The following is a 23,893-nucleotide window of genomic DNA, read 5'->3' as shown; positions in this document are numbered from 1 at the left end:
CACAGAGTCACAGAGGGCACAGAGAGAAGACCGAAAGCCGAGGGGATACTCGGCTTGAAAGACAACTTGCTTCGACTCTGCCTTGTGTCTTCTCTCTGTGTCCTCTGTGACTCTGTGGTTAACCCGGCTTTCGAGATTATTCGCCGATGGAAGCGCTGTTCACCCACCCGCTGACGATGGCCGCCGGGGCCGCGCTCGTGAGCGCGCCGGTCATCATCCACCTCATCAACCGGATGCGGTTCCGGCGGGTGCGGTGGGCCGCGATGGAGTTCCTCCTCAAGGCCCAGAAGCGGATGCGGCGGAAGCTCATCATCGAGCAACTGCTGCTGCTGTTCCTCCGCTGCCTGCTGGTGTTCCTGGCCGGCGTGCTGTTCGCCCGCTTCCTCGGCTTCGGCACCGACGAGCGCGAGGACGCCCGCGCCACGGCCCACGCCGTCGTGCTGGACGACTCGCCGAGCATGGGCGAAGCAATTCTCGCGGAAGGCCGGCAGACCACGCCGTTCGCGGAAGCCAAGACCCAGATCACCGACAAGATCGCCCCCGCCGCGGCGCAGGCGAACACGCCGCAGTCGATGGACGTGCTGGTGCTGTCGGCGCTCGACACGCCGCGCGGCGTGGACCGCCTCAACGACGCCACCATCGGCGACCTGAAGGACTACCTCCGGCCGCTGAACCCGTCGCCGGTGCGCGTCGGCCTCGCCGACGGGCTCCGCAAGGCGAAGGAGCGGCTGGACGCGAAGGGCGACGAGGTGGCGAAGGTGATCCACGTCGTGTCCGACCTCCGCGCGCTCGACTGGGCCGAGGACGGCGACGCCGTCAAGCAACTGCTCACCGAGTACACCGCGGCCGGCGTCCGCGTGAACCTCATCGACGTGGCCTACCCCGCGCGCCGCGACCAGGACCGCCAGCCGCGCTCCGGCGACAACGTCGGCATCGTCGAGTTGCGGCCGCGCTCCCGCGTCGCGGCGCGCGGCCAGCCGATCGACCTGGAACTCCGCCTGAAGAACAGCGGGGCCACGGAGGCGCGCGACGTGCAGGTGCGGTTCCTGCTGCACGGCAAGCAGAACCTAATCCCCACGACGCAGATTCCGAGCATCCCGCCGTACCAGGAACGGACCACGGTCGTCACCGTCCCGGGCATCGAGATCGGCGAGGAGGAGGCGAAGGACGCGGCCAAGCGCTTCAAGGTGATTACCGCGGTACTCGCCAACCAGGAGCCCGGCGGCATCGCCGCCGACAACGTGCGGCACGCCGTGGTCGAGGTTCGCCCGCGCCTCTCCGTGCTGGTGCTGGAAGGCCGCGACCAGCTGCGCGACAGCCCGAAGGGCGACGGCTTCTACCTGCGGCGGCTGTTCCAAGATGCGTTCGGCGGCATCGAGTGGGTGGACGGCTCACCCGCCGACCTGGACCGCCGCGACCTGCGGCCGTTCTCTGCGGTGTACCTCATCAACGTGCCAGCGGTCACCGAGTCTCAGCGCGAAAAGCTCGAGGCCTACGTGAAGGGCGGCGGCGGGCTGGCGTTCTTCCTCGGCCCCGACGTGCGGCCGGCGGCATACCGCGACCAGCTGTACCGCGGCGGCGCCGGCGTGTTCCCCATGCCGCTGCCCGACGAGCCGAGCAAAGCGCTCACGCCGGAGCAGAAGCTCGGCCGGCAGCTGGTGCTGTCGAAGCGCGTGCTGACCCGCGACGGCGGCGTGAAGCAGCACCCGGCCGTCAGTGGCATGTACCAGGGAGAGCGCGGCGGCGGGAAGGACGCCGAGATCGAGCGCTACTTCCTGTTCGCCAACATCGACCGGTACTGGCCGGTGAAGCGGTTCGGCAAGTGGCGCGAGGATCAGAGCGTCCGCGAGCTGTACTGCCTGCCGAACGACGCCAGCGTGGCCGAGTTCGAGGGGCCGGTCCGCGACGCCCTCGACAAGATGAAGGCGAAGGCGAACGAGCCGAAGTTCGAGAAGTACCGCCAGTACCTCGACCCGCTCGACCGCCGCGTCCGCGAGACGGCCGCCGGCACCGCCCCGCTGGCGTCGCTGGCGACGTACCTCGACCGCCTGCTGTGCGACCAGATCAACGACGGCGACCCGAGCGAGCCGGTGCTGCGCGAGTTCTGGGGCCAGCCCGAGATGACGGACATCAAGGGCGAGGTGCAGCGGCTGCGGGACGCGGTGAAGTACGGCGACCCGCTGTACCTCGTGAAGGACTTCGGCCGCGGCCGCGTGGCGGTGTTCACCACGGACGCGGGTGGGGCGCACGCCAGCGGGTCGTGGACCGACTGGCCGGCCGGTACCGGGGCGCCGGCGTGGCTGGCCGTGATGGCCGAGTTGCACAAGTACCTGTCCGGCGGCCCGGCCGACGAGAACCGCTCGGTCGGCTCCGTCCTCGACGAGTCGCTCGACGCCACGCGCTACCGGCCGGCCCTGTCGCGGTCGGTGCTGTCGATCGACCTCGCCACGGCGCTGGCCGGCCGCGACGCGGAGGTGCAGGTGGGGAAGGCCGAAGTCGAGACCATGACGCAGAACAAGGACGCGCTGGCGTTCCGGTTCGGGAAGGCGACGGAGCCGGGCGTGTACCTGTTCACGCTGACGGCGCTGAGCGGCGCGAACAACGACTTGGAGCGGCCGGAGGTGCGGGCGCTGCCGTTCAACGTGGACGCGACCCGCGAGGGCGACCTGCGCCGCGCGGCCCGCGACGACCTGGCCCAGCAGGCGCCGGGCGTGCCGGTGCGATCGCCCGACGACACGGCGTGGATCACGAACTTGAAGCAGAAGCGCGACGACTTCAGCACGCGGCGGTGGCTGTACCTGTTCATCCTGCTGGCGCTGGTCGCGGAGCAGGCGATGGCGGTGCGGCTGAGCCGGCACACGCGGCCGGAGGACACGGAGCTGCTAGCCCCGAGCGCCGCCGCGGCGTTCGCGCGCGGCACGCCCGCGGCGGCGGCGGCGCCGCCGCCCGAAGAGCCGGCGGCGGTGTAGGCCCGGGTTTGGCCGCTTGCGGCCAAACCCCGAAGCCGACAGACATTCGAGACCCGACCGAGCCCACGATGACGCCGACCGAAAGCACCCGCGAACTCGTTCTCCTGCGGCTCGACCAGCCGTTCGGCGAGTTCCTGTCGTCGCTGCTGCCGCAGTCGGCGATGCAGGCGATCCTGTTCTACCCGCTCGCCGCCGCCGCGCTCGTCGCGCTCGTGGTGTGGGTCGGCCGCCGGATCGTGCGCGGCCCCAGCCGGCCCGGCCCGCTGTGGACGGCCTGTGTCCTCAGTTGGGTCGCGTTCGGGCTCGTGCTGCTCGGCGTGTTCTTCGTCAACGACTCGTTCCCGGCCGCGGGGAATTTCGCCGGCGAGATCGCGGCCGGGAAGAAGCAGCAGAACACCGTCCTGTGGCTCGTCTTCACCGCCGCCGTGTTCACCGTCGGCACCGGGTACGCGCTGGCGATGTACAACAAGGACCGCGCCGGCACCCGCTGGTACTTCGCTGCCGCCCTCGCGGCCGTGCGCGTCTCCGTGTACGCGGTGCTGTGCCTCGTCTTCCTGCTGCCGGCGTTCCAGACCTACGAGCGCACCGAGAAGCGATCCCGCGTCCTGGTCGTCATCGACGTGTCCGGCTCGATGCACAAGGACGAGGACGCGAGCGGCGCCCCCGGGGCCAAGCCCAAGAGCCGCGTCGGGCAGGTCATCGAGTTCCTGACCGACAGCCAGGCCGACTTCCTCGGCAAGCTGCTCGACAAGAACCCGGTGTTCGTCTACCGCTTCGGCACCCGCGCCGACGAAGACCCGCAGGAGTTCCAGAAGGGCAACCCCGCCTGGGCCGCGGCCGACTGGGACGCCTTCGCCAAGTACGACTTCAAGCCCGTGCTCCTGAAGGGGCTCTCGCCCGAGGGCACGGAGGCCGTGAAGACCTCGGCCCCGTGGAACGGTGCCGCGCCCGGCACGCCCGAGTGGGCCGCCGGCTGGCTCGCCCGCGCCGAGGACGAGGCGATTCCGAAGAACATGCCCGAGCCCGACCGCGAGGCGCTGAAGCAGAGCCGCGGCCGGCTCGAACGGCGCCTCGACGTGGCCCGCACCATCGCCGCCGGCACCAACGTGCCCGCGTCGCTGCTGACGCTCGTCAACCGCGAGGCGGCGAACATGGTGCAGGGCGTCGTCGTGTTCACCGACGGCCGCTCGAACCTGGCGTCGGACTCCGCGTACGCCGAACTGCGGGCCCGCGCCAGCCGCGAGAAGGTGCCGGTGTTCACCGTCGCCGTCGGCGAGGACCGCGTGGCCGCGAGCATCGCCGTGTCCGACGTGCAGGCGCCCGGCAACACCCCGCCGGACGAGCCGTTCAAGGTCGTCGTCGAGGCCGACGGGCAGAACCTGGCGAACACCGAGACGGACGTGTTCCTCGACCTGTTCCTGCCGAACCGCAACCCGGAAACGGACCCCGCCGACCACACGCTGCAAGGGAAACTCACGTTCCTCCCCGGCGACCCGCCGCACGGGCAGGCCGAGTTCGTGATCGACCCGGCAAAACTGCCGGACAACCTGACGACGGAGCCGAAGGAGGGCACGAGCGCCACCAAGCGGCAGCTGCGCGAAGGGGCGTGGTCGATGCGCGGCCGCATCCCCAAGCACAAGCTCGAGTCGGCGGCCGCGACGGAGCACGTCCGCGTGCGGCCGAACGTGCAGGTGGCCCGCAAGCCGCTCCGCATCCTGCTGTGGGCCAGCGGCCCGACCCGCGAGTACCTCCAGCTCAAGACCGTCCTCATCCGCGAGGCGCAGGAGAGCCGGGCGGAACTGAGCGTGTGCCTGCAGAACGAGGCCGGCGAGAAGGGGACCGCGGTGCAGGACGTGCCGCCGGAGCGGCTGCTCGCACGCTTCCCGACGAAGCTCGACCTGGCCACGAAGGGCGGCGCCGACCCGAAGGAGCGGTTCAACAACCTGAACGAGTACGACCTGGTCGTGGCCTTCGACCCCGACTGGTCCGAGGTGTCGGCCGAGCAGGCGGACATCCTCCGCCGCTGGGTGCAGGAGCAGGGCGGCGGGTTCGTGTACGTCGCCGGGCCGCTCCACACCTTCCAGCTGGCCCGCGTCGAGCCGAACAGCCGGCTCAGCCCCGTGCTCGAAGTCCTGCCCGTGGTGCCGGAGGACATCATCGTCATCCGCGCCCGCGGCACCCCGCGCACGCCGCGCCGGCTCGACCTGAAGCCGCCCGAAGAGTCCGACGTGCTGAAGCTCCTGGACACGCCCGGCGACCCGAAGGCGGGGTGGGAGAAGTTCTTCACCGACCGCGAGAAGTACGTCGCCAGCCCCGACCTGAAGGTCGAGCTGTACCCGCGGCGCGGCTTCTTCAGCGCGTACCCGGTGAAGGACATTCAGGAGACGCGGCGCAGCTCGAAGGTGCTGGCCGAGCTGATCGACGAGGACGACAAGGGCGACCGGATGCCGCAGCCGTGGCTCGTGTCGTCGAACCCCTCCGCGGCGTGGCGGTCGCTGTTCGTCGGCAGCGGCGAGCTGTACCGGCTGAACGCCTTCGACCCGCCGGAGGGGAAGGAAATGTACAAGCGGGCGTGGGTGCAGCTGATGCGCTACGCCGCCGCCAAGCGCGACACGAAGGCGGCCCGCGGTCGGCTGCTGCTCGGCGAGGTGTACACCGCCGGCAACCCGATTCGCGTGCAGGCCCGCGTGCTGGACCCGACCGCGAAGCCGTACCCGGTCGGCGGCATCGACCCGCGGTTCAAGGTGATCCGGTTGTCCGCCGAGAACCAGCCCGAGAAGGAGTTCGGCCCGTTCCCGCTGGCCGCGCGGCAGGGTGCGACCGGGTTCGACGGCTACTACCAGGGTCAGTTGACGCCCGACCCGCGCGAGATGCCGCCGGGCGAGAAGCGCTACCGCGTCGTGATCGACGTGCCGGACAGCGCCGGCGAGACGATCGAGGGCGAGTTCCAACTGCGGGCGTCGAACCCGGAGCTGGACAACATCCGCCCCGACCCCGCGGCGCTGATGGGCGTGGCGACCGAGTTCGACGGCGACAACGGCGTCGCCGCGCGGGTGACGAACCCGGACGCGAAGGCCCGCCTGATCCGCGAGCTGCCGCGGGACGGCGGCGTCTCGAAGCTGGCGTTCAAGCTGACCGACCGGGAGCTGCTGGGGCTGATCCCCGAGTGCATGGGGAACCGCGAGGTGACCGCCGAGAACCGCGGCAAGGCCGACGACCTGTGGGACCGCGGGTTCGAGGTGCCGCTGCCGCCGTCGGACCGGATCGCGTCGTGGTTCGGCCGTCCGCCGTACACGGTGAGTTACGTGCTGCTGCTGGTGGTGCTGTTGCTGTGCGTCGAGTGGACGGGCCGCAAGCTGCTGCGGCTGGCGTAAGGCGAACGGCCGGCGTGAGCAGGCTGGTGGGGGTGCAGGTGCCCGGACCAACGACCAGCGGGCTCACGCCGGCCGTTCGCTAGGAAATGTGAATCAAGCGGTTACCGACATGCCGACCACGCCGACCACCGCCGACCGCCTCGACCCCGAGGTGCTCCACCCGCTCGACCGGCTCCGCGGCACCATCCGCCGCTACGTCGTGATCGAAGGGCTGTTGTCGGCCGCGATCTTCCTCGCCGCGTGGTTCGTCGCCGCGATGGTGATCGACTTCGGCGCCTTCAAACTGCTGACGTGGGACTGGGCGCTCGACGCCCCGGCGTGGCTCCGCGGCGTCGCCCTCACGGCCGGGCTGCTCGGGCTCGCAGCCATCGTCGCGTTCCGCATCGCCCGCCGGCTCACCACCGAGTTCACGTACCCGGCGCTGGCCCTCGTGCTGGAGCGCCGCTTCCCGCGGGTGCTCGGCGGCCGGCTCATCACCGCCGTCGAGCTCGCCGACATCGAGGCGCAGGAGAAGTACGGCTACTCCAAAGACCTGATCCGCGAGACGATCCGCGAGGCCCGCGAGCGCGTCGGCACGGTGCCGGCGTCGGACGTGTTCGACTGGGGCCGCCTCCGCAAGCTCGCCGGCATCGCCGTGGGGCTGGTGCTGGCCGTGGTGCTGGTCGGGTACGTGTCCTACGCCTTCACGGCGAAGTCGCTCAATCCGTACCGGTACGGCTGGAAGCTGGCCCACGTCACCGGCGTACTCGCCGAGCGGGACGTGCTGATGATGAACACCGCGTGGCCGCGGCGGGCGCACCTCGAACTCGTCGGCTTCCCCGGCGACGAACTCCGCATCGGGAAGGACGCCGCCGAGCCGACGGTCCGCACGAAGGCGTACCGCTGGGTCGTCGCCGACCGCGCCGCGCCGATGGGCTGGCGGCCGATGCGCTGGGCCGACATCACCCCCGCCCTCGCCGGCGGCGACGTGCCGACCCTCCCCGACGCCGCCTTCCGCGCCGCGGCCGAGGGCGGGTTGAGCGGCGAACCGGCGGAGTGGCCCGTCGATCAGGTGATGGCCGTCGGCATGGAGGACGCCGCGAGCCGGGCCAAGCTCAGCGAAAAGCTCGGCGAGGCGTACCTGCCGCTCCAGGCCGACCTGGAGCGCGTCTTCCTGGCGCTCGAGGAGCAGGCCGGCAGCCCGTCGATGGGCCGCACGCTGCGGAAGCTCGACCTGCCGGCGCGGGTGTCACTCGCCTACGCCGGCCAGCTCAAGACCGGCGACGTGACGCTCGCCCCGCTGCCGAACCAGGAGTACGCCGCGCCGGTGCCCGACCTGAAGGAGTCGGTGCGGTTTGTCGTCCGCGCCGACGACTTCCGCACCAGCCCGCGCGACATCACGCTCGTGCCGCCGCCGGTGTTCACGAAGCTCGTCCGCACCGAGTACCAGCCGGCGTACCTGCACCACGCCCCGCCCGCCGGCGAAGGCTACCCCGCCCTCGCCGGGCTGCGGCAAACCATGCCGGAGCGGCCGCTGTCACTGACCGGCGACCGCACGCTGTTCCCCGTCCCCGCCGGCACCGAGCTGGTGCTCACCGCGACAACCGACATCGACCTGACGGCCGCGTACCTGGCGCCGAAGGTGGGCGTGCTGCCGTGGGCCGTGCCGGGTTCGTCCGCGCCGGTGCCGCTGGACATCGCCGCCGACAGGCGCACCGTCAGCGTCGAGTTCCGCGGCGACTACCGCTTCGGCGCCGGCCGCACCTTCGGCCACCACTACCTCGACGCCGACGGCTGGGTGCGCGTGGAGCCCGTGTCCACCCCGGCCGTGTTCGAGTTCGACCTGGTCGTGGAGCAGGCCGACGGCGTGAAGGCGCGGCGGCCGGTGGTGGTGCAGGTGGTCGAGGACGCGCCGCCGGTGGTGGAGGTGGCCCCGGACGTGATCCGCAAGGTGGGCACGAACTACCTCGTCACCGCGCGGGCGAAGATTCCGTTCAACCCCGAGAGCTTCGTAAAGGACGACCAGGGGCTGAGCAAGGTGACGTTCGACCTGAGCTACTGGGCCGAGGACTCGGACATCGGCCGGGCCATGCGCACGCAGCTGGCCCTGCGGCCGCTCCTGTACATGCCGGCGCCGTCGCACACTCTGCCCGTCGTCGTGGCCCCGGCGTTCCACGCGGTCAAGTTCCGCGAGCTGGACAAGGGCGACAGCCGCAAGACCGCCAGCTTCGGCCTCCGCCAGTTCTTCGACGTCGCCGGCGGCCTGCGCCACGACACGCCCGCCGACTTCAAGAAGCACCTCGGCGCGTGGGTGGACCGGGAGGGGCAGTACGCCGTGAAGCGCGTCGAGCTCAAGAGCCCGGACCGCGACTTCTTCGACGTGGACGTGCTGAAGCTCGGCGTGAAGACAAGCGAGGTGCAGACCCGCTACCGCATCGACCTGACGGTGACCGCCACCGACACGAACTACGACGGCGGCCCCAAGACCGGCGCGACGCAGGAGCCGATCCGGCTGCTGGTCGTGAGCGAGGGCGACCTGCTGGCGGAGATCAACAAGGAGGAGGAGACGTTCGCCGCCCGGCTGGACGACGCGCTGGCGAAGCTGGCGGCCGGGCGGCGGAAGTGGGAGTACGTGCGGACAGCGAACTCGGGCATGACCGGCGGCCTGGACACGGTGCGGGTGCGGGCGCAGGACGCGACCCAGGACGTGGCCAAGGCCAAGGACGTCGTGGGCTCGATCGTCCGCGAGTACCGGCGGATTCACACCGAGTGCAAGGTGAACGACGTGACGCCGGTGACCCGCGACCGATTCGGCACGTTCGCCAACCGGGTGGACCGCGTCATGGGCGAGAACCCGCCGGGCGTCACCGAGGAGGAGCGGCGGCAGATCGCGGCCGGGCAGCTGGCCCCGAAGGCGACGTTCCCCGCGGCCGAGAAGAAGCTCGACACCGTGCTGGCCGACTACGCCAAGGAGAAGTGGGGCGACGCGGCCCAGGTGTCGGACGCCGAGGTCACCCTGGCGGCGCTGGAGGCGGAGGTGCGGGTGATCCGCACGGCGCTCGGCGAGTTGCAGACGAAGGAGCGGCTGCGGGCGATGCTGGCGTCGGTGATCGAGCAGCGCCGGCGGCTGCAGGACGAGATGCGCGGCTGGCGGATCAAGGTCGAGGAGGGGCTGACGAAGAAGGAGCCGGAGCTGCTGCCGCTCGGCCCCGTGTTCCTGGCGAAGGGCGAGACGAAGCGGCTCCGCCAGGGGCTGAACTGGCGCCTCTTCGACAAGGACGACCTGACGGTGCGCGTGACGACGAGCGACGCCGAGGGGGTCAGCGCCCCGGCGATGATCCGCCTGAACTTCGAGGACGTGTCGCTGACGAACGCGTTCGAGTACGAGGTGCGGGCCGGCACGAAGGTCGGCGACTTCGTGCTGACGCTGACGCCCGAGGTCGGCGACCCGGTTCAGGTGAGGGTGCAGGTGAAGTAGCCGGCCGGGGTGAGCCCCGGGAGTCCGGCTCGGGGTTGAGCCCCGAAGGGGCGGCAGCCAGTAGCCCAGGGCGTAAACCCTGGGAAGCCATCGGCGGAGTTCGTGGGGTCACGCCCCGGTGACACCGCTTACCTACCCAGGGCTTACGCCCTGGGCTATCGGCTGCCGCCCCTTCGGGGCTTCGGACGGAGTGGAATAATCGCCCCCACGGCGGTTGGCCGTCGCCGGGTCGCTCGTCTACTGGTTACGAGGTCGCACCCCCCGCGTGCGGAGGTTCCGTGATGCCAGCCCGGTCGCTCTGGTCGGTCGCCGCCTTCGGCCTGTTCGCCATCGCCGTCGCGTCGGGCCAGCCGCCGCGCCCCGCCGGCAACCCCGGCGACGGCATCAAGCGCACGAACGAGGAGAACTTCAAGCTCTACAAGAAGTTCGCCGACGACCTCCTCTCGCTCGCCCAGAAGTGGGAGAAGAGCGACAACCCGGACGAGAAGGCCCGGGCCAAGAGTCTCCGCGCCGCGCTGAAGCTCGGCGAGGAGCGCGGCGTCGAGAACCTGTTCCGCGGGGTGCTCGCTGCCGTACAGGGGGCGAAGGCCGGCCCGCAGTTCGACGACCTCATCGCCAAGGACGCGACGCTGCTGCGGGCGCTGGAGGAGATTCTCGAGACGCTGGAGACGGAGGACGAGTCGGACCGCATCCGCCGCGAAATCCTGACGCTGAAGGAGTTCATCAAGGAGGCACAGCGGATCAAGCGCGATCAGGAGAACCTGCTGGCCCGCACGAACCTCCCGAAGTCGGACGCGAACAAGCTCGCCAAGGACCAGGCGAACCTGGCCAAGGAGACGCAGGGGCTCGCCAACAAGCTCGGCAAAGACGACCCGAAGGCGGGCGAGCCGAAGCCGGGCGCCGGCGAGCCGAAGGACGGCAAAGGCGAGCCGAAGCCGGGCGAGAAGGCGGGCGACAACGCCGCCGAGCCGAAGACCGGCGGCGAGCCGAAGCCGGGCGACCCCAAGGCCGGCGAGCCGAAGGCCGGTGAGCCCAAAGCCGGCGAGCCGAAGGCGGGCGACCCCAAGGCCGGCGGCGACCGGCCGATGGGCGACCCCAAGATGGGCGAGCCGAAGGCCGGCGGCGACCCGAAGGCGGGCGAGCCGAAGGGCGGGATGCCGATGGCCGGCGAGCCGAAGGCGGCCGGCGAGAAGAAGGGGATGGGCGACGGCAAGGGCGACAGCAAGGCGCCCCCGAAGGAAGGCGGCGGGGAGGCGAAGCCCGGCCCGCCGTCGCCGGGGATGCCGATGGGCGGGATGCCGCCGCCGCCGAGCCCCGGCGGGGCCAAGCCGCCGCCCCCCGGCGGGGCCAAGGCGCCGCCGAGCGGCCCGCGCCCGCCGAACCCGAACAACCCCAACGACGAGGCGCGCCGCAACCTCGAAGACGCCGTTCCGCCGCAGGACCAGGCCAAGAACGACCTGCAGAAGAACGACCGCGACAACGCCTCGAAGAAGGAAGACGAGGCCATCAAGGCGCTCGACCGGGCGCTCGCCGAGTTGGAAAAGCGGCTCCAGCAGCTCCGCGAGAAGGAGATGTTGAAGAAGCTCGAAGACCTGGAGCGCCGCGTCACCCGGATGCTGCGGATGCAGGTCGAGGTGTACGAGGCGACCAAGTCGATCGACACGACCGTGACCAAAAACAAGGGTCAGAAGACGACCGCCGACATCCAGAAGGCCGGCATCGAGGCCGAGAAGGAGGGCGAGATCGCCAACGACGCCGGCAAGGCGTTGCGGCTACTCGAGGGCGAGGGGAAGGCGGTGGTCTTCGCGGGCGTGCTCGGCGAGGTGCAGAAGGACATGCTCTCGATTCAGAAGCAATTGAACGGCGCGAACACCGGCGCCGACACGCAGCTGGTCGAGGAGCAGGTGATCGAGCAGCTGCAGCGGATGCTGGAGGCGCTGAAGAAGGCGCAGAACGACCTGAAGAACCCGCCCCCGCCCCCGCCGCCGGGGATGCCGCCGCCGCCGAACGACAAGAAGGACCTGATCCAGCTGGTCGAGCAGTTGAAGTTGCTGCGCGACTTGCAGCGGCAGGTGAACGACCGCACCACGGCGTTCGGCCGCCGGGTGACGGGCGAGCAGGCGATGGACCCGTTCATCCAGGAGCAGCTGCGGATGCTCGGCGACCGGCAGCGGGTGCTGCAGAACATGCTGAACCGGATCGCGGAGCAGTTCAACCAGTAGCGGCGTTGCTGGTACTGAGCCGGCCCCGTAAGGGGTCGGAGCGCCCGGCGCTCCGACCCCTTACGGGGCCGGCTCGGTTTGCTACACGTCCAGGAACCGCTGGAGGAACGGCCGCAGCGTCTCCTCCGGGTACAGCACCCACGAGTAGTCGCGCCGCCGCAGCACCGCGTTCGCCGCCGCCTCGCTCCGCATCCGCTCCAACTCCGCTTCCGCCCGCGGTACATGCTCCCCGACGAACGGCCGAAGCCGCTCGGTCGTAACTTGCAGCGCCCGGAACCACGCCCGCCGGTCCGCGTGCGCCCCGTTTGGTGGCTCGGCCGCGACCAGCGCCGCCCGCTCCGCCACGATCGCCGCGACCTCGGGGCGGTGGGCGTACTCGGCCGTCAGGTGCCGCTGCGGGTTCCAGTGCAGGTCGCGGACGAGCCGGGCCTGCCGCTCGGCGTCGTCGGCCGTGGCGGGGAGCCCCGGCAGTGGCAGGTGGAGCGTCGCGGAGAGCACCTGGTACGGCGGCGGTTCGAGGCCAAAGTAGTCGCGGATGATGGCGTCGGTCACCTCGTCGTACTTCCCGCCGCCGATGCCGTGGATGAAGAAGTCGCCGAGGCACACCCGGGCGAACAGCGTGAGCGTGAGGGCGCGCGGCCGAAGCTGCTTCGGGTCGCTGGCGGCGGTGGCGCGGGCGCGGCGGCCGTCGACCCCGGTGCGAACCCAGAACGGCGCCTCGCCCTCGGCCAGTTCGGGGGCGGGGTGGTTGGCGCTACTGATGCCGTTGGCGACGCGGTAGGCGCGGATGGCGGCGTTGTACACATCGCGGAACCGCGGCAGGTCGGCGAGGACGTGGGCGGCGAACCGGCGGAACGCCTCCGTCTGTGACAGCCGGCTGACGCTCAGTTCGTGGTTCGTGCAGCCCCAGGCCCACTCACGCCCGACGCGCATTTCGGTGAATGCCGCGCCGATGTGTTCGGCCTTTGCCGGCCACAGCGCCGGGAGCAACGGCGCGTAGTTCCAGTACTTCGTGACTTCGCCGACCCGCTCGGGGAACGTGCGAAAGCAGTCCGGATCGAGGACGCGGCGGTCCTCGTAGGCCACCTCGCCGTCGAGACGGTCGAACGGGATCGTGTCGGCGACCGCCTTCGGCCCGCGCCCGGCGAACAGGTACGGCACCCGCAGCGACGGTGTCTTCAGGGTGTCGTTATCGACGATGAGGTTGAAGGGCACTCCGCCGAGCCGGCGGGCGATCCCATTCAGGGCGAAGTTCTTCACCCACACGCCGGGGTGTGACAGTTCGGGCTGATGTCCTGCGAGCAGAAGTGGTTTATTGGGCAAGGACTCGGGGACAGCCCATTCCGTACCGACCGTCAGTTCCCAAACCTCGCGCCGCGCCAGCACTCTCAACTCGCAGAGCGGCAGACCGCCGATCACGATATCTCTGCGGTCGAGCCGACGGCGGTTCTCGGCGACCAGCCGCGGCACCTCGGCGAACGGCGGGTCGGCCAGCACCTCCCCGTTCCCGGCGGGCGCCCGGAAGCGGCGGCTCATCCGCACGACTCCGAACACGCCGCCACCGGCAACTCGTCGCGCTCGGCGTCGGCCAGCACCCGGCGGTAGTACGCCAGCCGTGCCTCGGGGTCGTTCATCACGCCGCCGAACGCGCGGGTCGGGTCGAGGTACAGCCGCGGCACGCCGATCTCCTTCACCCGCAGCCCCTGCCGCGCCGCCTGCACCCACAGCTGCAGCGGCATCCCCCAGCCGTCCTCGGTAATCCGCAGCTTCTCCAGCGCCTCGCGGCGGTACGCCTTGAAGCCGCAGAAGGCGTCGGTGATGTCCAGGTGGTAGCGGTCGTTCAGTTCGGCGGTGACGCTCGCGTTGATGAACCGCCGGTCGGTGGGGGCCGGGGTGTCCTGGCGGAAGTCGCGGTAGTAGCGGCTCCCGGACACGACGTCGGCGTCGTGAATCGCTTCGAGCAGCACCGGGATGCGGGCCGGCTCGTGCTGGCCGTCGCAGTCCATCGTCACGAGCACGTCGTACCCACCGGCCAGCGCGAATGCGAACGCGCTCTGGAGGGCGGCGCCGTAGCCGCGATTTCGCGGGTGGTCCACGCGGAGGATGCCGGGCTCGCGGTCGAGCAGTGCGGCGGTGCCGTCGGTGGAGCCGTCGTTGACGACGAGGATGTCGGGCGCGTACCGGCGGGTGCGGGCGAGCACGTCGGCGACGTGCCGGGCCTCGTTGTAGACCGGGATGGCAGTCAGGGTGCGCATAGGCGGCCTTCCGGGCGGCGGGACAGGTTCCCCATTCTAGCGGGGTGCGCCGGGGGTGAGCAAACGTCGAACCGCCAAATGAAGTACCGCGCGCCGCGGCGCCCCTTACTCCGGCTCCCCGACCCGCGCCGCGGTCACTCGGACGGGGTAGTCCTCCGGGTCGGTGCGGTTGAGCGTCAGCGTGCCGGTCACCTTCACCAGCCCGGCCCGGCGGCCGAACCGCACCCCCGGCGGCAACTCGACCGCCACCACCCGCGCCGGGTCGGGCGTCTCGCAGAACCAGCAGCCGACCGGGTACTCAAGCAGCAGGAAGGAGCCGAACTGTTCGGCGTCGCCGGGCGGCTGCACGAACCCGGTCAGCACCACCGGCTTGCCGTCGAGGGCGAGGAGGTGCCGCGGGAAGGCGGGTTCCTTGCCGCCGAGTTCCGTCTCGGCCAGCAGCCCCCACGGCAGCGGGTTCGGCCGGTCGGCGCGGACCGGCGGCAAGACCGACGTGTCGAACCGGCGGGCGAGCGGTCGCGCGGAGCGGAAGACGATCGTGCCGCGGTGCCCGTCGTGACCGGGCTGGCGCGCCAGGGCGTCGGCCGCGGCGCGGTAGGCGGCGCGGTGCGCCCGCAGGTCCGGCGCCGACAGGTTGAACTCGGTGACGCAGCCGTCGAGGATCGCCGCCGCGGTGCGCACGTCGCCGTGGGCGTTCGCCAGTTCACCGAGCAGCCAGAGGAGGCGGCCGTCGGCCGGGAGCGCGAGCGTCAGAGATTGGACGATGGCCACGTCGTCGGCCGGCAGTTTCGCCCGCTCGGCAGGGTCGAGCTTCTCCGAGAAGCGGACACCGAACAGGTCGTCGGGGGCGGTCGGCCGCTGGGCGGCGCGGCCCTCAGCGAGCCGTAGGCGGACGAGCTTCAGGTGGAACTCCTCGGCGCGGCGGAGTTTCTCCGGCGCGAGCCGGACGGCGTCGGCGAGGGCGGCTGCGGTCTGGTCGAGGTCGCCGGCCAACTGCCACGCGGTGCCGAGGTTCGCCGCCGTGCGGAAGTGGTCCGGGAACCGCCGCGCGGCCGGCCGCAACACCGCGACCGCGTCGGTGGCTTTCCCGACGCGCAGGAGCGCGGCGCCGAGGTCGGCGGATTCGTCGGCGGTGAGCGGCCGGTCGAGTTTCTTCAGGCGGTCGGCGGTCGCCAGGAAGTCGGCGCGGAGGGAATCGACGGGCCGGTCGGTCGCGGCCGCGCGGAGGGCGCGGTGGTCGGGGAGAAAGCCGGCCCAGCGGCTCGGCAGCGGCGGCGGGTCGGCGGCGGCGTCGTACACGCCCGCGGGGGCCGGGGCGGCGAGAAAAACGGCGACGAGAGGCGCGAGGAGGCGCATGTTCACGACCCGTACAGCTCGCCGACGCGGGCCGCCTGCTGGCGCTCGGCCAGCCAGTCGGCCACCTGCTTCGTGTCGGCCACGAGCGCGTCCACGTCGGCCCGCTCGGCCGCCAGCGCCGCCGACACCTCACCCGGAATCGGCCGGTACACCCGCTCCAGCTCGGCCTCCAGCCGGCCCGTGAGCCCGCGCCGGAATTCGCCGCGGATCGCCGGCCAGCGCACCGGCAGCAGCAGCAGCACCAGCAGGTGAATCACGATGATGACGACCAGCGGGACGAGTCCGATCAGCGCCAGCCGGAAGGCACTGATGTCGGTGTTGCCGACGACGAAGAAGTCCCACAGGAGCACGGCCGCGGTCGCCACCAGCGCCAGCTCCGGCAGCGTGTTCGCGGCGAACCCCAGGGTGCCGCGCACGACGCGCCGCCAGCCGGTCGGCTGCACCGCCTGCCGCTCCACCTCCGCGAGTGCGTCGATGACCGCCCGCGTCGCCCGGTCGCGCCAGTCGAGCCGCGACACGGCCGCGGTCCGTTCCTGAAGCAGCGCCACCGGGAAGCCGCGCTGGTCGGCGTCCACGAGTAACCGGCTCACCAGCGCCGCCGACCGCTGGTCGAGCACGCGCTCGCCGGCGGCCTTCGCGCAGTCCTGCACGAACGCGCCGAGGTTCCACTCAACCGGCGTCTCCATCCGCCCGCCGAGCAACCGGCCGGTGATCGGGTTGCGGTCGCGGATGCGGCTGCCGGCGTAGCGGAACACGTTCGTCAGCCGCAGGTACGCCGCCATCAGCCCGCGGAACCGCTGCTGCCCCTCGACGCTGAAGTGGTGCTCCACCTCCGTCTGGTACGGCTCCAGCGTGCCGACCAGTACCTCGGCCTGCACCCCGGCCTCCTCCGCGAGCACATCCCCCCACGTCTCGGCCACCTTCGCCGCCGCCTCGCTCAGGTCGGGGGGCTTCGCCCCCGCCGCGGCCCGCTCCACCTGCCCGAGCAGCTGGCCGACGCCGCGCGCCTTCACCGCCTCGATCTCCAGCCGCGTCAGGCCGAGTTCGAGCCAGTTCCGCAAGAGCGTGAACTGCTCGCCGTCCGGAAGCCCGGCCGGCGGCGCCCCGCCGGACTCGACCCACGCCCGCGCCGTCGTGCGGAACAGCAGCGGGTTGGCGAACCCCTCGTCCTTCAGGTCGCGGATCAGGTCGTCGTCCGGGCGCACCCCCGACTCGTTGGTCAGGCAGCGGTCCCATTTGTTCAGCACGAACGCGAACGCCCGCCGCCGCCGCTGCTCCTTGAACAGCTCCCAGCCGAGCTGGTCGTGGTACTTTTCCTGCGAGCCGACGTACAGCACCACGTCGGCCACCGGCAGCAGCGCCAGCAGCTTGTCGCGGTTGGCGGTGTCGTTGCTGTCGAGGTCGGGGGTGTCCACGAGTACCTTCTGCTCCAGCCCGGGGCGGTCGTGCTGGGCCAGCCGGCACAGCCGCAGCGCGGGGTCGAGGCGGTCGGTGCGGACGGACTGGTGGAAGTAGACGACCGGGTCGCGGGTGGTGGGGCGGGTGAACGACGACTGTGCGATCGGGGCGCCGGCGAGGGCGTTCAGCAGGCTACTCTTCCCGACGCCGGTGCCGCCCATGAGCATGACCACGAGAAGCGGCTGCTCCACGTCGAGGGCGGTGGCCTGCCGACCGAGGTCGGTGGCGAGGCCTTCGAGCTCGGCCCGCTGGAGCATGGTGAGCGGGTGGGCGCGGCGGGCGTCGAGCCAGGCGCGGAGCCGGCGGTCGAGCCCGCGCAGCAGCGGCGCGAGGGTGCGCAGGAGCGGTTCGGGGGCGGCGTCGGTCATGCGCATGGTGTAGCGGAAACGGCCCCGGCGGCGCCCGACTACGCCACAGCAAAGCGGTCGAGTCGCGGGCAGAGATCATCCACCCGTCAGTTCTACGATTCGCACGCCGCCGGCCGGCACCGCCAGCCGCAGGTCGCCGGGTGCGAGCGGCGCGTCCGTGAACCACTCGCGCGCCGCCGTCACCGGCCGCGCCGTGCGGATCGTCACCGACCGCGACTGGCGGTAGTCCGTCGGACCGACGCCGTGTTGCAGCCGCGTCGGCCCCGCGGGGTTCAGCAGCGTCACGAGCCAGCCGTGCTCGGTGCGGTTCAGCAGCCACTCGACTTCGCCAACGACCTCGACCGGCAGCAACCCCTGCCGGGCGTGGGCCAGCACGAGCGCCACCAGCGGGCTGGCGGTGCCGTCGATGCCGAGGCCGAGCGGTACGCCGAGCACCACGAGCCGGCCCTTGCCGCGGTCGAAGGCGCTGGCCACCGCGGCACCGTTGCCGGCCTTCGCCAGCGGCGTGCCGCCTTGAATGGGGCGGAAGCGGTAGCGTTGCGTCGTCACGTTCTCGCCGTGCCACGTCAGCGCCGCGTCCTCGGCGACGGTGCCCAACTCCGGCAACTTCAGCGCGGCGACGCCGGGGCCGCTCAGCTGGCCGTCGGTCACGACCAGGGTGCCGCCGGCGTCCACGTAGGCGGCCAGCTTCGTCCCCCACTCGGCGCTCAGCGTCACCTCGCCGGCCAGCACCACGACGGGGTACTGGTCTACCGCGTCGCGCTTCGTCGGCGACGTGACCAGCACGTCGAACACGTTGCCGAACACGCCGGGGAGGTAGTTCTGGTTGAGCGCCGTGTTCGGCTCCGCCTCCTTCGGGCCGTAGGGGTGGTAGGCCACGCCGAACCACTCCTTCAGCATCCGGGCGTGGCGGTCAAAGCGGAGCACGTCGGGGTTCGCGGCGGGGTCGAAGCCGAAGTACGCGGGCTGGTACCCGTTCGGGTCCCAGCCGTGGGCGTGGTCGAGCAGGAAGGCGATCGGCGTGAACGGGGTGCCGCGGTCGGGGTGCGTCTTCGTCACCGCCAGGAACTGCTCGACGAGGCGCCCCTTCGGCGAGAGCTGGATCGGCTGCCGCGGGGTGGAGCCGCCGCCGGGCGTCCAGAACTCGTCGAACCCCTGCTCGTGGTAGAACAGGGCGGACCCGGCCATGTACTCGTGCCACAGGTCGAACTTGTACCACGTGCTGCCGGCGCCGGAGAAGGCGTCGTAATAGTTGTCGTAGACGTGCTTCGGGTGGGCGTAAGTGCCCTGCTCGGAGTACATGGTGGCGGCGTCGCCGAAGTTCGAGGAGCGGTACGTCGCCCACAGGCCGCCGTACTGGCGCGCGCCGCCGCGGAGGAACGCCAGCCGCATTCCCAGCGCCGGAAGCACGGTCGAACTCTCGTAGCCGACGGTGCGGGCGCCCCACTCGCGGGCGGCGTGAGCGAACGCCGTCATCTCCGCCGACTGGCACGGGATGTAATCCGCGTAAGGAACCGCGCCCGGCTCGCCGAAGACGGCCGTCTGCTTGGCCGCGACGCCGGCGCGGAACAGCTCGGCGTGTGCAGCCAGCGCCTCGGCACGGGTCTTGGCGGTCTTCAGCTTCTCGGCCAGCGCCTTGCCGTCGAGCGGGACGGCGTGGCCCAAACTCTCGCCCTGGATGTTGCCGACGTAGCGGTCGCGGTGCTTCGCCCAGTTCTCCTTCGCGCGCGGCGTCAGCGCCTTGGCGTCGATGTAGTTCCCCATGTTCGCGAACGGCCGCGTCGGGTTGGCGTCCAGCCAACCCGCAACGGCGGGGTTGTCCAGCACGTTCGGACCGCCGCCGTGGAACGCCGGCACGATCAGCGGGTCGGAGAAGATCGGCACGTCGGGGCGGCCGCCGAACGCCTTCTTGAACGCCGCCAGCTGCGCCGCCTCGGTGTGGAACGGCACCAGCATCCGCTTCGGGTCGGCGGACGCCAGCTCGTCCTCCCACGCCTTGCCGACGTTCCACAGATAAAGGAAGCCCTTGTCACGGAACGTGGCCGGCTTCCACGCCGCGGGCGTGCTGAAGGAGCGTGCCCGCGGCGACAGCGGCTCCGGGGCCACTTTCGGGTTCGTGCGCAGCGAGTCGAGTAGCGCCCAGGTCGGCCGAGTAGGCTTATCGCGGTGGTACGGGTGGTACGCCTTATCGGTAGTGAGGCAGAAGCAGTCGATCTGCCGGTGCCCCGGCTGCTTCGCGTGGGCGTGCAGGGTCAGCTTCGCCGGCCCTTTCACGAGCGGGATCGGTTTGGAATCCCAGACGAACGCCCACTTCCACAGCAGCTTCAGTTCGTCGTCCTCGTCCACGTCGGGGCCGGGCCTCTCGCCGAAGACGACGCGCCGGGGCGCTACCCCCGGCTGCTCCACGGTGACGGCGAACAGCTCGGTCTGCGCCCGCCAGTCGCGGTAGCGCACCCACAGCGTCCACTCGCCGGCCTCGGGCAGCTCGATGTCGGTGCTGGCGCTCGCGGTGGCGTCGTCGGGGCCGCACGCGATGCTGAGCCAGCCGCTCTCGCCGCCCTGCGTCCACTCGGGGGCGATGCCGGGGCCGGACAGCGCCCAGTGGCCCGTGGTCTTGCCGCCCATGTCGGGGAAGCAGTGGCCGCGGACGCCGGCCAGGTGCTCGGCCTCGACCCACACAGATTCCGCGGCACGAGCCGCGACCGGGGCGAGTAGGGCGAACGCGATCAAGACGCAGCGCATGGGAGTGCCTCCGGTAGGGCCCGATTCTCGTCGCGTCATGCGACCGCGACAAGGAGCTGGTTGAGAGGTCGGGCGGGGTGAGAGGTAATGAGCCAGGGTGTTGTTCTTGACCGGCCCGCGGCAAAAGTGTACATTTGTATATAACCCCACATCTGGGCGGTGTCAAACCCTCCGACCGGTTTTCCCGCCCGGCCGACCGACGGGAGCAGAAACCGGCCCCACCCGGAGCCGGGAAGCGGGTAGACTACCCGCATGCCAACCGCGACCCCCGACGTGCTCCCCAACACCGACACCGACACGCAGACGCGCCGCCAGCCGCCGTACGCCGTCGTGCTCCACAACGACGACCTGAACGGCTTCGCGTTCGTGATCGGCGTCCTGCGCGTCGTCTTCGGGTACGAGATCGAGCGGTGCGTCGAGCTGACGCTGGAGGCGCACGAGAAGGGGAGAAGCGTCGTGTGGATCGGGCCGCTGGAGGTGGCCGAGCTGAAGGCCGACCAGATTCACTCGTGCGGCCCCGACCCGGCCGCGAAGGACAAGGGGGCGCAGCCGCTCGGCGTGACCGTGGAGCCGACGGCGTAGCCCCGCGCCTTGTCGCCCGCCCCGCCGCCACCGATATCAGTCCCACCCTACCCGGAGGCCGCCGTGCCGACCGACCTCACCCGCCGGGCGTGGCTCGCCGGCACCGCCGCGGCCGTCGCCGCCACCCCCACCATGAGCCAACCCACCCCCCCCCTGCCCTTCAAGTTCTGCCTCAACACCAGCACCGTCCGCAACGCCGAAGGGCAGTCGCGGCCGATCGTCGAACTGATCGACATCGCCGCGAAGGCGGGCTACTCGGCCATCGAGCCCTGGATGGGCGAAGTCGAGGCGTACACCCGCGGCGGCGGCACCCTCCGCGAGCTGAACAAGCGGTTCGCCGACGCCGGGCTCGAAGTGCCGGACGTGATCGGCTTCGCCGAGTGGATCGTCGAGGACGCCGACCGGCGGCGGAAGGGGCTCGAACAGGCCCGCCGGGAGATGGGGATGGTGGCCGAGCTCGGCGGCCGGCGGATGGCCGCGCCGCCGGTCGGCGCCACCGGCGGGCAGAGCAAGCGCGACGACCCGAAATTCACGCAGTCGGTCATCGACCTCCTCGCCGCCGCCGACCGCTACCGGGCGCTCGCCGACGTCGGCCGCGCGGCCGGGGTCACGCCCGTGGTGGAAGTGTGGGGCTTCTCGCGGACTCTGAAGCGGCTCGGCGAGGCGGTGCTGATCGCGGCCGAGAGCCAGGCGCCCGGTGGGTGCGTGCTGCCGGACACGTACCACCTCTACAAGGGTGGCTCCGACGCCGCCGGGCTGGCGCTGCTGAGCCCGGCGGCGATCGGCATCTTCCACGCCAACGACTACCCGCGCATCGAACGCGACCGCATCACCGACGCCGACCGCGTGTACCCCGGCGACGGCGTCGGCCCGGTGCGCGAGACGTTCGCCCGGCTGCGGGCCATGAACTACACGGGATTCGTGTCGCTGGAACTGTTCAACCGGGAGTACTGGCGGCAGGACCCGCACCGCGTCGCGGCCACCGGTCTGGCGAAGATGAAGGCCGCGGCCGGGGCATGATCGAACTCGACGCCGTGACCGTGAGGCAGGGGGCGTTCGCGCTGGACGGCGTGAGCCTCGCCGTGCCGCCCGGCGCCTACGCCGTGCTCCTCGGCCCCAGCGGCGCCGGCAAGACGACGCTCCTCGAAGTGATTGCGGGCCTCCGCCGGCCGCGCGCCGGGCGCGTTCTCCTCCGGGGCACCGACGTGACGCGCCTGCCGGCTGCGGCGCGAAACGTCGGCTACGTCCCGCAGGACGCGGCCCTTTTCCGCACCATGACCGTCCGCGAGAACCTCGGCTTCGCCCTCGCCGTCCGCGGCGCCGACCCGGCCGCCCGCGTCGCCGAGTTGGCCGGGTGGCTCGGCCTCGGCGGCCTCCTCGACCGCCGGGCCGTCGGCCTCAGCGGCGGCGAGGCGCAGCGGGTGGCGCTGGGACGGGCGCTGGCGTTCCACCCGGACGTACTCCTACTCGACGAGCCGCTCAACGCCGTGGACGAGGCCGCCCGCGCCGCCCTGCTCGACCTGCTCGGCGGACTGCGACAGCAGCGGCGGGTGACGGTGTTGCACGTCACCCACGCCCGCGCCGAGGCCGACCGGCTGGCCGACGTGGTGCTCGAACTCGACCGCGGGGGTGTCGCCGTGCGGGAATCCTCGGCGCCGTAGAATCACCCCGCACGGGGGGCACGCCGATGTCGCGCCGGGCGTTCACACTCATCGAACTGCTGGTCGTCATCGCCATCATCGCGGTGCTGGTCGGGCTGCTGCTGCCGGCGGTGCAGAAGGTCCGCGAGGCGGCGGCGCGGGTGAAGTGCCAGAACAACCTGAAGCAGATCGGCGCCGCCTGCCACATGCGGCACGACGCCGAGGGCCGCTTCCCGCCGGCCGTCGCCCTCCGCAACAACCAGTGGTTCCACGGCTTCGGCGGGTTCGTGCTCCCCTACGTCGAGCAGCGCGCGGCGTTCGACCGCTACCGGTTCGACCTGAAGTACGACGACCCGCAGAACCAGCCGGCCGTGGGCGTGGCCGTGCCGGTGTTCGTGTGCCCGTCGGCACCCGGCGGCCGCGAGACGACCAATGCCGCCGGCGGGCTCGTGTACGGCGTCTGCGACTACTCCCCGATCTACGACGTGGACCCGAACCTCATCGCAACCGGGCTGCTGTCGCCGTGGAGCGGCGACCCCACCGGCGTGTGCGCGGTCGGCGCCGGGGCGCGGTTCGCCGACATCCTGGACGGCACCTCGAACAGCATCGCCGTCGCCGAGGTAGCGGGCCGGCCGGAACTGTGGAAGAACGGTCGGCGCGCCGGTGACATCCAGCCGTGTGGGTGGGCGGCGGCCAACGGGAACATCCCGATCAACCTCGACGGCTGGCTGGCCGACGGCTCCGGCCCGTGGGGGCCGTGCGGTGTGAACTGCACGAACACCCACGAGATCTACGGCTTCCACTTCGCCGGCGCGAGTGTGGTCATGGCCGACGGGTCGGTCCGGTTCCTGCGAACGGGCACCCCCATCACCGTGCTGGCGGCGCTGACCACCCGCGCCGGCGGCGAGGTACTGACGGGCGGTGAATGAAACGAAGAAGCCGCAACCCGTTGGGTTGCGGCTTCTTGTGTCGGAATGGGCGTTACTGGACTTGAACCAGTGACCCCCACAATGTCAATCCGTTTCGGCGTGTCCGGCTCTGTCCAGCAACGTCCGAATCGCCTGGAAATCCTAGTGGTTCCAGTGTCGGAGTGTCCGGGGGTGTCCGAGCCTATCCGGGCCATAGGCTGTCGATTGGCTGTCAACTCCTGCCGTATGCAGTCGCGTTCCGAGAGAGGCTACGCGGGAGCTTCCCGAGCTCCAGCGGCGCACGGCCGGAAATCATCCTCCACCACCGGTCGGTTTGGTAGGGGTCGAAGAGTGGAAGGTAGCCAATCAGGGGGCGCCCCCCGGCGCACATCGGACGCAGCTTCGCCCGCCACCGTAGTTCCTTTGGCACGACGGGGGGAACTAGCCCCGTAAAGTCACCGCAGAGCCGCGCGATGTAACCGGCGTCGTTCATCATCCTGACTAACCTCTCCCAGCCGCCGTCTCGAAGCCTGCCGCGCAGCAAGTTTTGGAATTCCCGCCC

13 protein-coding genes are annotated in these 23,893 nt (G+C 71.4%); 8 read left to right on the top strand and 5 right to left on the bottom strand.

The genetic code is table 11. The annotated features are described in order from the left end of the window. The first annotated feature begins 146 nt into the window (after nt 1-146). The 4 genes from ETAA1_RS07020 to ETAA1_RS07005 all read left to right on the top strand — a co-directional run bounded on the left by ETAA1_RS07020 (nt 147) and on the right by ETAA1_RS07005 (nt 12,022). The gene (locus ETAA1_RS07020) at nt 147-2,969 is read left to right on the top strand and encodes a BatA domain-containing protein (RefSeq protein ID WP_145235565.1); all 2,823 of its coding nucleotides are present in this window, start codon (nt 147-149) and stop codon (nt 2,967-2,969) included. A gap of 68 nt (nt 2,970-3,037) precedes the next feature. After that, a complete protein-coding gene (locus ETAA1_RS07015) occupies nt 3,038-6,343 on the top strand; it encodes a hypothetical protein (RefSeq protein WP_145235560.1) in 3,306 nt (1,101 codons plus the stop codon). Nucleotides 6,344-6,452: 109 nt separating this feature from the next. Next, nucleotides 6,453-9,800 carry a hypothetical protein gene (locus ETAA1_RS07010; RefSeq protein ID WP_145235558.1) on the top strand — a complete coding sequence of 1,116 codons (3,348 nt, stop codon included), beginning with the start codon at nt 6,453-6,455 and terminating at the stop codon, nt 9,798-9,800. A gap of 281 nt (nt 9,801-10,081) precedes the next feature. Further along, a complete protein-coding gene (locus ETAA1_RS07005) occupies nt 10,082-12,022 on the top strand; it encodes a hypothetical protein (protein ID WP_145235554.1) in 1,941 nt (646 codons plus the stop codon). Between the two features lie 81 nt (nt 12,023-12,103). Here ETAA1_RS07005 and ETAA1_RS07000 read toward each other — a convergent pair whose 3' ends face one another. The 5 genes from ETAA1_RS07000 to ETAA1_RS06980 all read right to left on the bottom strand — a co-directional run bounded on the left by ETAA1_RS07000 (nt 12,104) and on the right by ETAA1_RS06980 (nt 20,201). Next, complete coding sequence (locus tag ETAA1_RS07000) at nt 12,104-13,558, bottom strand: hypothetical protein (RefSeq protein ID WP_145235551.1); 1,455 nt, start codon at nt 13,556-13,558, stop codon at nt 12,104-12,106. Continuing rightward, nucleotides 13,555-14,277, bottom strand: coding sequence for a glycosyltransferase family 2 protein (locus ETAA1_RS06995; protein WP_145235549.1), 723 nt, complete (start codon nt 14,275-14,277; stop codon nt 13,555-13,557). Before ETAA1_RS06995 ends, ETAA1_RS07000 begins: the two co-directional genes overlap by 4 nt. Nucleotides 14,278-14,382: 105 nt before the next feature. After that, the gene (locus ETAA1_RS06990; RefSeq protein ID WP_145235547.1) at nt 14,383-15,633 is read right to left on the bottom strand and encodes a DUF3299 domain-containing protein; all 1,251 of its coding nucleotides are present in this window, start codon (nt 15,631-15,633) and stop codon (nt 14,383-14,385) included. A 2-nt stretch (nt 15,634-15,635) separates the two neighbouring features. Further along, nucleotides 15,636-17,459, bottom strand: coding sequence for a GTPase (locus ETAA1_RS06985; protein ID WP_145235545.1), 1,824 nt, complete (start codon nt 17,457-17,459; stop codon nt 15,636-15,638). Nucleotides 17,460-17,534: 75 nt separating this feature from the next. Beyond that, nucleotides 17,535-20,201, bottom strand: a complete 2,667-nt coding sequence (locus ETAA1_RS06980; RefSeq protein ID WP_145235542.1) for a hypothetical protein — start codon at nt 20,199-20,201, stop codon at nt 17,535-17,537. Between the two features lie 252 nt (nt 20,202-20,453). Between ETAA1_RS06980 and ETAA1_RS06975 the strand changes: the two genes are divergently transcribed. From ETAA1_RS06975 to ETAA1_RS06960, 4 genes are all read left to right on the top strand, one after another. Then, entirely contained in the window at nt 20,454-20,783 is a 330-nt protein-coding gene (locus ETAA1_RS06975; protein ID WP_145235539.1) for an ATP-dependent Clp protease adaptor ClpS, read from the top strand. A 63-nt stretch (nt 20,784-20,846) separates the two neighbouring features. After that, nucleotides 20,847-21,803 carry a sugar phosphate isomerase/epimerase family protein gene (locus ETAA1_RS06970; protein ID WP_202920714.1) on the top strand — a complete coding sequence of 319 codons (957 nt, stop codon included), beginning with the start codon at nt 20,847-20,849 and terminating at the stop codon, nt 21,801-21,803. Further along, a complete protein-coding gene (locus ETAA1_RS06965; protein WP_145235536.1) occupies nt 21,800-22,444 on the top strand; it encodes an ATP-binding cassette domain-containing protein in 645 nt (214 codons plus the stop codon). Before ETAA1_RS06970 ends, ETAA1_RS06965 begins: the two co-directional genes overlap by 4 nt. Nucleotides 22,445-22,470: 26 nt before the next feature. Then, entirely contained in the window at nt 22,471-23,352 is an 882-nt protein-coding gene (locus ETAA1_RS06960) for a DUF1559 domain-containing protein (RefSeq protein WP_145235534.1), read from the top strand. Nucleotides 23,353-23,893: the final 541 nt, after the last annotated feature.

The sequence above is a fragment of the Urbifossiella limnaea genome, assembly GCF_007747215.1.
GTDB classification, from domain to species: domain Bacteria; phylum Planctomycetota; class Planctomycetia; order Gemmatales; family Gemmataceae; genus Urbifossiella; species Urbifossiella limnaea.
Note: the sequence above shows the minus strand (reverse complement) of the source record. Positions and strands in the feature narration are given on the sequence as shown.

Coding starts and splice junctions, on each gene's coding strand:
- ETAA1_RS06995 (WP_145235549.1), bottom strand. CDS start 14,277: ATGCGCACCCTGACTGCCATCCCGGTCTACAACGAGGCCCGGCACGTC.
- ETAA1_RS07010 (WP_145235558.1), top strand. CDS start 6,453: ATGCCGACCACGCCGACCACCGCCGACCGCCTCGACCCCGAGGTGCTC.
- ETAA1_RS06990 (WP_145235547.1), bottom strand. CDS start 15,633: ATGCGCCTCCTCGCGCCTCTCGTCGCCGTTTTTCTCGCCGCCCCGGCC.
- ETAA1_RS06980 (WP_145235542.1), bottom strand. CDS start 20,201: ATGCGCTGCGTCTTGATCGCGTTCGCCCTACTCGCCCCGGTCGCGGCT.
- ETAA1_RS06965 (WP_145235536.1), top strand. CDS start 21,800: ATGATCGAACTCGACGCCGTGACCGTGAGGCAGGGGGCGTTCGCGCTG.
- ETAA1_RS06960 (WP_145235534.1), top strand. CDS start 22,471: ATGTCGCGCCGGGCGTTCACACTCATCGAACTGCTGGTCGTCATCGCC.
- ETAA1_RS07020 (WP_145235565.1), top strand. CDS start 147: ATGGAAGCGCTGTTCACCCACCCGCTGACGATGGCCGCCGGGGCCGCG.
- ETAA1_RS06985 (WP_145235545.1), bottom strand. CDS start 17,459: ATGACCGACGCCGCCCCCGAACCGCTCCTGCGCACCCTCGCGCCGCTG.
- ETAA1_RS07015 (WP_145235560.1), top strand. CDS start 3,038: ATGACGCCGACCGAAAGCACCCGCGAACTCGTTCTCCTGCGGCTCGAC.
- ETAA1_RS06975 (WP_145235539.1), top strand. CDS start 20,454: ATGCCAACCGCGACCCCCGACGTGCTCCCCAACACCGACACCGACACG.
- ETAA1_RS07000 (WP_145235551.1), bottom strand. CDS start 13,558: ATGAGCCGCCGCTTCCGGGCGCCCGCCGGGAACGGGGAGGTGCTGGCC.
- ETAA1_RS07005 (WP_145235554.1), top strand. CDS start 10,082: ATGCCAGCCCGGTCGCTCTGGTCGGTCGCCGCCTTCGGCCTGTTCGCC.